Below are 9,364 nucleotides of genomic sequence, written 5' to 3'. Positions count from 1 at the left end.
TCCGATACGAGGAAAGGCTTCCTCAGCAGTGAACCCCATCGCCGGTTACACAAAAATCTGTACACCCTCCCGGCATGCTCCAGATCATCGGTCTAACCTTCGTTGCGTCCGGAGCTCTGCCGTTGCTTATCACCAGGGGCAAGCACTTGTCATGGCTGGTACTGTTCGTCATCGGCGGCATTGCGCTCTGGTTCGCCGCCTAACAGTTCGTTCAAGCCGACCCCGCTTCGTTCTTCTCTCGAGTTGGCTGAAACAGGGGTCAGAGTTTACTTTCTATGTTGTTGTGTGGGCGCCATTCTGACCACTGATTTTGCCTGGCGATATTTTCAAGCCGAATCGGCTTGGTGCCGGATGAAGCTCATGAGAAGTCTCCTCGTAATAGCCTGAGATATGTTTCGGCTGAGCGCCAGTATTCGATAGCCGGGCGAGCTACTCCGCCTCCGCCGGCAGCACGCAATGATCCCGCGTCCGCGGGGCCCGGACGCCGTCGGCGACCGGCCTGGTGGCGCGCCGGACGAACTCCTGGTCCAGGCAGTGGTACTCGATCGGTTGTAGCGCGCTCGCGCGCGGCACCAGGATGTGCTTCATCCAGCCGGCGGCCAGGTCGACGACGATGTCGCCCATGCCCATGCCGAAGATGCCCTTGACCGCGTTCACCATCTCGCTGAAGCCGGGGGTGCCGGTATCCACCACCTTGGCGACCACGGTGTGGTGTACCAGGGCGACCTCGCCTTTCACCGCCTCCTCGTTCACCACGCGGGCCTTCAACTTGGCCTCGGCGTGGGCGGGCGAGGCGCGCTCCAGCTTCATCTCTCGCGCCACCGAGGTGATCTTGACGAACTTGTTGTCCGGGTCGCGCATCGGGATGCTCAGGTGTTTCGGATGTAGCGGGCGGATCTCCCATTGCACGCGCCAGTTCTCGGCGGCATCGGCGAGTTCGCCCAGGCTTTGCAGGCTCGGCAATTCGAGCGAGCCGAAGCAGCGGTTGAGGATTTCCTCCGACTGGGCTTCCTGTTCCTCGAGCTCGCGCTCGTAGTCCTCGAGGTCCTCCGGGTCGACGCCGGCGCTGGCGGTGAACCAGGCGTACCGGGTGCCGTGGCCTTCGGACGTATCGGACGGTGGTTTGTGGACCACGCCCTGCTCGGCGTCCACGCGGGCTTCGGTGTTGGCGTACTGGATCACCACGCGCAGGATCTTGCTGGCCCCGGAGATGCGGGCCAGTGCCGCATCGGAGAACCCGAGCAAGCTCCCGTACGCCTGCCAGGCCTTGTTGGCGGCTTCATTGGCCGCCCAGTCGGTCGCGCCGGGAGAATCTCCGCCCATCATCCGCTTGAGGTCGTCGCAGGCCGACATGCTGGTGGCGTGCGCCGGCGGCAGCAGGAAGTCGGCGACGCCGGTCGCCAGGCGCGAGGGGACCGACGCCGTCCGCGGGGTGGTGCTCGCGGCCGGCTGGCCGCGCTGGAAGGCGGCGAGGAACAGCTGCATCTCCAGCAGTGTCAGGCGGTAGTCGTCCGGACGCGGGACGCCACGCAGGTCCACCGGCACCGTGGTGCCGCGGGAGGGGCGGACGTAGCGCGAACCCAGCAGGTCGAACGGCGCCTGTTGCAGGCGCGCCATCTCCGCGAGGAACAGCGGGGTGAAGCTTTCCGGGTCCTCCGGGTGCTTCGCGGCTTCGCGGACCCAGGTGTCGAGCAGCCGCAGCAAGGCATGGCCGGCGTCGTAGTTGGGCCGGACCTGGTTCCAGGCGGCGAACTCGCGATGGGCATCCTGCTTCGCGCGGTTGGCGCGCCCGCGGCGGTCGTCCTCTCCGTCCTCCAGTGCCTGGCGGGCGCTGCGCAGCGCCCTGTTGGCGGCGATGGATTCCGAGCGCGCGGCCTTGGCCTTGGCATGCAGGGGCCTGCGCTCCGAGGGCGGCACGGCGTGGACCGCGGCCTGGGCGTCGCGGAGTGCCTGGCTGGCCTCGGCGCGGGCGACCTCGAGCGCCGGGATCCGTGCCGCCAGCGCCTGGACCTCGGCTTCGCCGTCCGCAAATGCGGCTTCGTACGCGGCATCGACCCTGGAGAGTGCTTCTTCGTACTGCGCGCGGAGTTCGTCTTTTGTCAGCCACGCAGGCTCGTCCCTGCGGCCGCCAAGGTCCAGGGCGAACGCGTCGAGGAAGTTCGCGAATTCCGAAGCGTGCAGGCGGAAGGCGGTCTCGCGGTTGCGCGCTTCGATTGCCAGGTTGCGGGCTTCCAGCGCGGTCATCTGGTAGGGCGTGGCCGGGCCGATGGCCGGCACGACGATGCGTTCGCCATCGGTCGTCGGCATGCCGCCGCGCGCGAGGATCTCGCGGGTGAGGCGGGTGGCGGTGGCGAGGTCATCAGCCGCGACCAGCTGGTGCGCGAGCTCCGTCCACCGGCCTTGTGGCAGGGGCTCGACGCCGCGGAGCTCTGCATCGGCCGTGGCGGTCGAGCCGGAGCAGCCGGCAAGCGCCACTGCCAGTGCGAAAAGGAAGGGCAGCAGTTTCTTCATTGGTTTCGTCCCCTTGTCCGTACCGTACACGCGAACGGAGGCAGGTGACTGCCAGCTGCGATGCTGTAGCGGGGGTCGCGATTCGCTGCAGGCTGCGTCAATGGCCAATGCGGCGGTGTCCAGGCTGGCGGACATTGCGTCTGGCCCGTATTGACGCCGTGCCCCCCGCATGCCCCAATGCGGCAGCCGAACCTGGTGAGTGCTGCGACAAGGACCTCCCTCCGGACGCGGAGGCTTTCATTTGCACCTTTGAGTGCACGTTCTGCCCCGGCTGCGTCAAAGGCGTCCTGGCAGGTGTTTGCCCCAACTGCGGGGGCAACCTCTCACCTCGTCCAATCCGTCCGGCACATCTGCTTGCCAAGTTCCCGGCCTCAAGGGAGCGTGTCCGGAAAGCCGGTGGCTGTGCAGCGGCCTTTCACAGGGAGGTGCAGACGGCATCTACAAAACAGCTTCAGCCCCTCGGCATCGTCTTCTTGAGCTGCGGCATTGTTTTTCTAACCGTCGGCCTTGCTACACAGATGGCCGCCTTTTGGGCAATGGCGCCAGCGTTCATCGCCTTGGGAGCTGTCTTTCTGGCAAAGTCACGCCAAAAGTGATCCGGAGCCGTTGTGGCCCAATGTCGCAATGCATGAGGCCCAACAATTCGTGTATGGACTCCTCATGCAACAGCAGAGTGATTGATCTCTGATCATCTGAAGCGGAACGGTTGCAGTCGTGTATTCGGCCTTCGGGTGAGCGTCTTTGCTCGGGCCATCATGAGATCCGCGGGCTGGGGCCTATCGTTCAAGCGGCGTCGTGCGCCGGAATTGTTATCGGCCTTGTCCAGCCCGGGGACCGAACCCTTCGTCATGATCGAGATCGTTTTGCACTGCTGAGCTTGATGCGGTTACGCGGGTTTGTGGCTGACGTGGCTGGGGTTGAAGGCGGTGCCGTAGTGGTCGAGCGCCCAAAGCCTGCGCGCCAGCTTGTTGGCCAAGGCCACGGCGGCCCTGTTGTGTCCTTGGCGCTGCGCCAGATCCAGCGCCCAGGATTGCAGCCGGTCCAGCGGCTGGCCGGCGCGTCGTCGCGTCAGGGCCGAACGCAGGACGGCACGGCCTCCGTGGATGAGCAGGGTCCGCAGGTATGCATCGCCGCGCTTGGTGATCCGGCCCAGGCGTCGATGGTGTCCCGACGAGTGTTCGCGGGGCACCAGCCCAATCCACGCGGCCAGGTGGCGCCCGCTGTTGAAGCGCGACAGGTCGCCGGCGCCCGCGCGCAACGCCGTGGCGGTGAGCAACCCTACGCCGGGAACTGTGAGGTAGCGTTGCACGGCGACATCGCGACCAGCTTCTTCGGCAAGTCGCTTCTCGATTGTAGCCATGTCGGCTTGCAGGCGGACGATATGCTCGAGCTGTTCGGCCAAGGTTGCACGCAAGACCATCGGCACGTCGTTCCCCGCATCTTCAAGCGCCTCCAGCACCGCCGCGCGCACTTTGCTTGAGCCGTTGGGAATAACGACCCCGTACTCACGCAGCAGGCCGCGAACCAGGTTGATGGTGGCGGTGCGCTGGCTCTTGAGCTGTTCGCGAACACGATGCAAGGCCTGCAGTCCCTGCTGGCGGGGCGACTTCACCGGTACGTCTGCGATCTGTTCGCAACGCGCCGCCTCGACCAGTCCCGCGGCGTCGGCACGATCGGTCTTGTTGCGCCGGACGTAGGGCCGCACGTCACGGGGCGGCAGCAGGCGCACCGTATGTCCCCGCGCCTGGAAGCGGCGCCCCCAGTAATGGGCGCTGCCGCAGGCCTCCATGACCACGACCAGCTGCGGGCAGTTCTCCATGACCCGGGAAAAGGCCCGCCGGGTCAGGCGCTTTCGCTCCAGGATCCGGCCTGCCGGGTCGGCGTAGGCCAGCTCGAAAACGTCTTTTGCCAAATCAATCGCGACGGTCGTAGCATGCATGGTGTGGACTCCTCCCGTGATCCCGTTGACTGAAACCCGCAAGGTTCAGTGTGGCCCACGAGGCCGTTTGGCGACGCGGGAGGAGTCCATTTCATCATTCGAGCCGGAGCCGCTTCGCGGCTCAGCTTAACTCAAGCGTTAGCTTTCACAACGTGGCCGTGAGGATCAAATGAAGCAGGTAATAAAAGGCGCATTCGTCCTGGTGCTGATTGTGGCGAGTGGAGGCGTGCCCGCTTCTGAAGCGTCGCCCTACGCGGGGCAAGAAACGCAAGAGCTGAAGGCACTGTCGGAGTCGGACGTCGAAGGTCTGCTAGCGGGTCAGGGCATGGGCTATGCCAAGACCGCAGAGCTCAATGGCTACCCCGGCCCTCTCCATGTGCTGGAACTCGCCGAGGAGCTGGATCTCAGTGAAGAGCAACAGGCGGAGACCCAGGAGATCTTCAACCAGATGCAGGCTTTGGCGAAAAGCCTTGGCGCAGAATTGGTCGCCGCAGAGCGGCAGCTGGATGAGCTGTTCAGGAACAAATCCGTTGACGAGAGCACATTGTCAGAGCTCACGATCAAAATCGGTCGCGTGGAAGCTCAGCTTCGCGAAGTTCATCTCCACGCCCACTTGCGCCAGGCCCAGCTTCTAAGCGCGCGACAAAGCGCCAAATACATGGCGCTAAGAGGGTACGGGCGTGGAATACACGAGCACCGTCACCAGCATCATCACGACGGGGAAAGCTAACATCGCGCTGGAGCCGACGGGCTGAAGCCCGCGGCTCAGCGTCGCGTTAGGCGGCTAGGGAGACCACATGTCAGCCGAGCTAGAAGAAAAGATTCGAGATGACCTTGCGAAGGCCGGAATGCTCTCGGAACTGCGGGCCCGAAAGGTCTTTGCTGACGCAGGTTGGCGTGTCCGAGGTCCCGGGGCGTACTTTGACCGGGAAGAGGAGAAATCAAGAGAGGGTGATTTCTACGCCACACGCGTGCATTCAAGCAGGGCTGACGGAGCTCCGCCCATCCATTTAGAATTTTCTGCAGTGGCCGAGGTCAAGAAGTCGGAACGCCCTTGGGTGGTCTTCAAGCGCCCCTTGGAAGAGTTCGAGCGTGGTTGTGCTTGGAACAATCTCATTGCTCGCATCAACCTGCCCTGCGAGCCCCATGCGCTTGTGTCGTCTCTCACAGAACATTCACTGCTTAGGACCCTGGGTTGGGAAGGCGCTGGCATCCACGAGTCGTTTAAGTCTCCGGATCAGCCCTCGAAGTGGTATTCCGCTTTCGTGTCGTCCCTCAAGTGGGCATCGCACATGACGGACGAATGCCCGCACTCGGACGACATTCACCCGGGCAACGACGAGTCGGTGGAGCTTTACTTCTTCCAGCCGCTAGTGGTCCTAGACGGGCGGTTGTTCTCCGCTGAGCTCGACTCAGACTCGGGAATAGCCGTGACCGAGATCAAGAGTGCAGCTTTCCGATTCGATTACGCCTCGAAGGTTTACGACAAAGATTCCTTCCGAGTCGATCTAGTGACTGTTGACGGCCTAGGCGAGTACATTCCTCTACTGGAGAATCGCCAGTCATCCATTGCCTACGGCATACAGGCAAAGCTTGCCTCTGGTCGCGGACATGACGGGAGCGCCGCCTAACAATTCGTTCAAGCCGAAGCCGCTTCGCGGCTCGGCTTAACTCAAGCGTTAGGCGGCACAGGGACCGCACCACACATGATGTCTCAAAAGAAGATTGGCCTTGTCGCAATAGTCACTCCGGCATGGTTCTTGACCGTCTATTTAGTAATGTCGGCTATGCGGCCGGACTACGTACACACCGACCAGGCTATTAGTGAGCTGGGCAGCTTGGATGCACCCAACCTCTGGGCTTGGAACGTTCTCGGTTACATCCTGCCCGGCCTCGCTATAGCACTCTTGGGCATCGGGCTCCGGCGCGAGTTCGTGGGCCGCGGGCTTCCGGCCACTGCCCCAGCAATGGCATTGGTGGCCGCAGGCCTCCTGATGGCACTGTCCGGCGCGTTTCCCGCCAACATGACGGACTTCAAATCCACTACGACGCTCCTGCACTCGGTAGGCAGCTTTGGCTGCTACATCGCGTTCTTAGTAGCAGGCTTCTGGCTGCCTTCACTGTTCCGGAAGGTCAACTCATGGCATTGGGCAGCAACGCCGTCGCTCGCCCTCGTAATCGCGTCAATCGCTACTGGGTTTCTGCGCTTCGCTGGCATGGCCAGCATCGGTCAGCGCATCACCTTCTTGTGCTTCTTCCTGTGGGTTGCGCTGGTAGGCTGGGCGCTGTGGCGGGCCAACAGCTCCTCGGTGCCGCCTAACAATTCGTCCAAGCCGACGCCGCTTCGCGGCGCGGCTTAACTCAAGTGTTAGGCGGCTATGGCAGGACTTCTCTACACCGCAGCAGTTTTCGCCGTAGCACTCGGCGCGGCCCACTCTGTCCTCGGCGAGCGTTACATCCTCACCCGCCTATTTCACCGCAGTGATCTGCCAAAACTATTCGGCAGCTCTGAATTCACGACCCGAACGTTGCGCTTCGCCTGGCACATCACCACCGTTGCGTGGTTCGGCTTTGCTGCGCTGTTGGTGCATGCCGGTCGCGGCGACCTCACAGTGTCCGGCATGCTCCAAATCATCGGACTCACCTTCGTCGCGTCCGGGGTCCTGCCGTTGCTCCTCACCCGAGGCAAGCACTTGTCGTGGCTGGTATTGTTCGTTATCGGCGGCATTGCACTCTGGTGCGCCGCCTAACGATTCATTCAAGCCGATGCCGCTTCGCGGCACGGCTTAATTCTGGTGTTAGGCTGCAGCGCCGCATATCCTCACCACCGGTGACAAAGGCTTGGGGGGCATCAGGGTTTTCTGACACGGCACGGCGGCATTGGCCGACTATGCCGCACTCGATATTTCTGCTAGAAAAGCGGTGCGACGCAGGCGCCGCAAAGCTCGCTTTGCGGTCCAGCGTTCACCGCTTTTCGGGGAGGCTGTCAGCTCGGTGGGTTGGCGGCGGTGACAGCGTCGGTTGGCAGGGAGAATCCAGCATGGGACACAGCAGGCTCGCAGGCATGGTCAGCTGCACCCTAACCAATCGTTCAAGCCGACGCCGCATCGTTGCCGCAGGCATCGGTCGATGTGCGGCGATCATCGCACTAGACAACGCCGCGGGCGGCGCGGCTTAACTCAAGGTGTTAGGCGCGCTAGAAGCATCTTCGCAGGTGACAGATGAAGCTCACTGAGTCAGAGATCATCCATTTCAAGAATGTACTTTGGGGTACACGCTTTCATCGTTGGTTCCGCTGGGTACTCCTTGCCGTTCTTGCCTACATCGCAATCGGACACTTCACTAGCTGGCGGCCCATAAGTCGTGTTGATTGGTTGGTTGCCGGTGCACTCTATTTGCTCGTTGCTTGGCCTGGTCTCTGCCGCATCTATGTCTTCCATACTTTGTATCGTCTAATCGCCGATGATCCGGAAGCAAGATCACAATTGGCTGCTGCAGGCGTCAAAGAATTTCAGTCGGATGCACCTCGTGAGCGCGCCTAACAATTCGTTCAAGCCGAACGCGCTTCGCTACACCAACAACATGGCAGAACAGCTTGCCATGTTGTTGGCTCCGCTACGCACGTCGGCTTAACTCAAGCGTTAGGCGACGGGAAGCGAGGATTCCGTGGACTCAGAGCAGAAAGCGATCAGTCGGAGGCATCTCATCGCCTTTCCCGCCATTGGGGCATGCGTACTTGGCGGCCTCTATGCAGGCGATCGCGGATATGACCGCCTTGGCGGGTATTTGCTCCTCGCCGCAATGGTTCTAGGCCTCCTCCATTGGGCATGGACGTTTCCGAGAAGTGTTCGCTACCTATGGAACAGGTTCCTCAAGTAACGTACGTAGCAACAGGCAACCGCCACACATTTCGGCCCGTCGCCTAACAATTCGTCCAAGCCGACGCCACTTCGTGGCGCGGCTTAACTCAGGTGTTAGGCGGACTTGATCCAATTGTTCATAACTTGGGGAAAAAGCATGAAGAAGACGGGCGTCGGCTGGGAAGTCTTTACCAATGTCTTTATTTGGGCGTTCTTCGGGTTCTTTGTGCTCTGCCTGTTTGCTTACAGAGCAGGAGAATTCTCATTCTTCCCCGCTACTCAAATCAATCAGTACATTGATTGGGAGCAGATACTGCTCTTTATCGCAGCGTGCTTTGCCGCCTGGATAACAATTCAATTGATCGGTCGATACATTTTTGGATCTGAAACAGACAAGAAGAATGCTAGCTACTTTGGCGGCATCGTGATCGGAGAGATGGGCTCCACATTGGTCAACCTGGGGTCATTGTCGTTCGTCATATTTCTGCTCGCGGGAGAACCGAGGCGACTGCTTCTGGGCGCTGTTGCAATCGGAGTTGGGTGGCTTATCAAGCGCAGGTGGCCCGCCTAACAATGCGTTCAAGCCGACACCGCTTCGTTCCGCAAACCACATGGCAGGTACAGCTTGCCATGTGCTTGGCTCCACTACGCGGCGCGGCTTAACTTAGATGTTAGGCCGCTTATGAGCATCGAGGCATTCGACTACATTCTTTTGGAGGATACGTTCGTCTTCTCTTGGCATTTGAGCACTGACACGTTGACCTTTCAGGTTCTAGCTAGCCTTTCACAGGCTCATCCGGCAGCAACTGTTCCGGCTGCGGGTGAGTGGGCTTGCTACAGGTCGGGTGCCATAGAGTTTTCTCGCGTTTCTGCGATTCGCGGCCTTCAATCGCAAGAGTCCGTCGTTCCCACCACAGACCCCGACGGCAGCGTCGACTACGGCACCATTGATGGCTTGGCGCAGATAGGGCCAGGTGAGTACCGTTGACCTGCCCCCCGATTTCCGGGCCAGTCTGAACTTAGTAGAGTCCGTCTCACAAGAGGACGGACATGA

Annotated in this window: 10 protein-coding genes; 8 read left to right on the top strand and 2 right to left on the bottom strand. The window is 61.4% G+C overall.

Going from position 1 to position 9,364, the window contains the following annotated elements; translation table 11 throughout:
* The first annotated feature begins 74 nt into the window (after positions 1 to 74).
* Positions 75 to 203 (top strand): hypothetical protein, encoded by a 129-nt coding sequence (locus ABD679_RS11305; protein ID WP_344760089.1) that lies wholly within the window; start codon positions 75 to 77, stop codon positions 201 to 203.
* A gap of 226 nt (positions 204 to 429) precedes the next feature.
* Here the strand turns inward: ABD679_RS11305 and ABD679_RS11300 are convergent, their stop codons facing one another.
* On the bottom strand, positions 430 to 2,511 hold the full coding sequence (locus ABD679_RS11300) for a hypothetical protein (RefSeq protein WP_344760088.1): 2,082 nt from the start codon (positions 2,509 to 2,511) through the stop codon (positions 430 to 432).
* A gap of 107 nt (positions 2,512 to 2,618) precedes the next feature.
* Between ABD679_RS11300 and ABD679_RS11295 the strand changes: the two genes are divergently transcribed.
* Entirely contained in the window at positions 2,619 to 3,107 is a 489-nt protein-coding gene (locus ABD679_RS11295; protein WP_344760090.1) for a DUF1272 domain-containing protein, read from the top strand.
* Positions 3,108 to 3,397: 290 nt separating this feature from the next.
* Here ABD679_RS11295 and ABD679_RS11290 read toward each other — a convergent pair whose 3' ends face one another.
* The gene (locus tag ABD679_RS11290; protein WP_344760087.1) at positions 3,398 to 4,450 is read right to left on the bottom strand and encodes an IS110 family RNA-guided transposase; all 1,053 of its coding nucleotides are present in this window, start codon (positions 4,448 to 4,450) and stop codon (positions 3,398 to 3,400) included.
* Between the two features lie 169 nt (positions 4,451 to 4,619).
* Between ABD679_RS11290 and ABD679_RS11285 the strand changes: the two genes are divergently transcribed.
* The 6 genes from ABD679_RS11285 (at position 4,620) to ABD679_RS11260 (ending at position 8,881) form a co-directional block, all read left to right on the top strand.
* Complete coding sequence (locus ABD679_RS11285) at positions 4,620 to 5,180, top strand: Spy/CpxP family protein refolding chaperone (protein WP_344760086.1); 561 nt, start codon at positions 4,620 to 4,622, stop codon at positions 5,178 to 5,180.
* Positions 5,181 to 5,247: 67 nt separating this feature from the next.
* Positions 5,248 to 6,081 (top strand): hypothetical protein, encoded by an 834-nt coding sequence (locus tag ABD679_RS11280; RefSeq protein ID WP_344760085.1) that lies wholly within the window; start codon positions 5,248 to 5,250, stop codon positions 6,079 to 6,081.
* Between the two features lie 78 nt (positions 6,082 to 6,159).
* Positions 6,160 to 6,810, top strand: coding sequence for a DUF998 domain-containing protein (locus tag ABD679_RS11275; RefSeq protein ID WP_344760084.1), 651 nt, complete (start codon positions 6,160 to 6,162; stop codon positions 6,808 to 6,810).
* A gap of 18 nt (positions 6,811 to 6,828) precedes the next feature.
* Entirely contained in the window at positions 6,829 to 7,200 is a 372-nt protein-coding gene (locus ABD679_RS11270) for a hypothetical protein (RefSeq protein ID WP_343278675.1), read from the top strand.
* A gap of 471 nt (positions 7,201 to 7,671) precedes the next feature.
* A complete protein-coding gene (locus ABD679_RS11265; protein ID WP_344760083.1) occupies positions 7,672 to 7,992 on the top strand; it encodes a hypothetical protein in 321 nt (106 codons plus the stop codon).
* 475 nt (positions 7,993 to 8,467) lie between these two features.
* The gene (locus ABD679_RS11260) at positions 8,468 to 8,881 is read left to right on the top strand and encodes a hypothetical protein (protein ID WP_344760082.1); all 414 of its coding nucleotides are present in this window, start codon (positions 8,468 to 8,470) and stop codon (positions 8,879 to 8,881) included.
* The last annotated feature ends 483 nt before the right edge of the window (positions 8,882 to 9,364 follow it).

Origin of the sequence: Luteimonas lutimaris (genome assembly GCF_039537065.1) — a bacterium.
GTDB lineage: Bacteria > Pseudomonadota > Gammaproteobacteria > Xanthomonadales > Xanthomonadaceae > Luteimonas > Luteimonas lutimaris.
Note: the sequence above shows the minus strand (reverse complement) of the source record. Positions and strands in the feature narration are given on the sequence as shown.

Excerpts from the sequence above, each read along its gene's own strand:
- ABD679_RS11305 (WP_344760089.1), top strand. The coding sequence starts at position 75 with ATGCTCCAGATCATCGGTCTAACCTTCGTTGCGTCCGGAGCTCTGCCG.
- ABD679_RS11300 (WP_344760088.1), bottom strand. The coding sequence starts at position 2,511 with ATGAAGAAACTGCTGCCCTTCCTTTTCGCACTGGCAGTGGCGCTTGCC.
- ABD679_RS11295 (WP_344760090.1), top strand. The coding sequence starts at position 2,619 with ATGCGGCGGTGTCCAGGCTGGCGGACATTGCGTCTGGCCCGTATTGAC.
- ABD679_RS11290 (WP_344760087.1), bottom strand. The coding sequence starts at position 4,450 with ATGCATGCTACGACCGTCGCGATTGATTTGGCAAAAGACGTTTTCGAG.
- ABD679_RS11285 (WP_344760086.1), top strand. The coding sequence starts at position 4,620 with ATGAAGCAGGTAATAAAAGGCGCATTCGTCCTGGTGCTGATTGTGGCG.
- ABD679_RS11280 (WP_344760085.1), top strand. The coding sequence starts at position 5,248 with ATGTCAGCCGAGCTAGAAGAAAAGATTCGAGATGACCTTGCGAAGGCC.
- ABD679_RS11275 (WP_344760084.1), top strand. The coding sequence starts at position 6,160 with ATGTCTCAAAAGAAGATTGGCCTTGTCGCAATAGTCACTCCGGCATGG.
- ABD679_RS11270 (WP_343278675.1), top strand. The coding sequence starts at position 6,829 with ATGGCAGGACTTCTCTACACCGCAGCAGTTTTCGCCGTAGCACTCGGC.
- ABD679_RS11265 (WP_344760083.1), top strand. The coding sequence starts at position 7,672 with ATGAAGCTCACTGAGTCAGAGATCATCCATTTCAAGAATGTACTTTGG.
- ABD679_RS11260 (WP_344760082.1), top strand. The coding sequence starts at position 8,468 with ATGAAGAAGACGGGCGTCGGCTGGGAAGTCTTTACCAATGTCTTTATT.